We start from the raw sequence: 408 nt of genomic DNA on the forward strand, positions 1-408 counted from the left end.
GGCGCTGGATTCGGGCGCGCAGACCGTCGTCTATCTCGGCCGCGGGCGGCAGGTGCTGGGGGCGGCGACCGTGGCCGACGAGGCGCGGTCCAGCGCCGCGCCCGCCCTTGCGGCGCTGCGCGAGGGCGGGGTGAAGCGGATCGTGATGATGACCGGCGACCGGCGGCCCGTGGCGCTGCGGATCGGGGCGGAACTGGGCCTCGCGCCGGAGGAGATCGAAGCCGACATGCTCCCCGAGGACAAGGTGCGGGCCGTGGCCGCGCTCGCCGGTCAGGGGCGCGTCGCCTTCGTCGGCGACGGGGTGAACGATGCCGCGGCGCTCGCCCGCGCCGATGTCGGCGTCGCCATGGGCGCCGCGGGATCGGACGTGGCGCTGCAGGCCGCCGACGTGGCGCTGCTGTCCGAGGA

At 77.0% G+C, this 408-nt stretch carries 1 protein-coding gene; it reads left to right on the plus strand.

Annotated elements, in window-relative coordinates:
• The coding region (locus tag KTN05_RS17885; RefSeq protein WP_217330695.1) for an HAD-IC family P-type ATPase at window positions 1-408 on the plus strand (408 nt) is incomplete at both ends.

The sequence above is a fragment of the Paracoccus sp. Z118 genome (assembly GCF_019061185.1).
Lineage (GTDB): Bacteria > Pseudomonadota > Alphaproteobacteria > Rhodobacterales > Rhodobacteraceae > Paracoccus.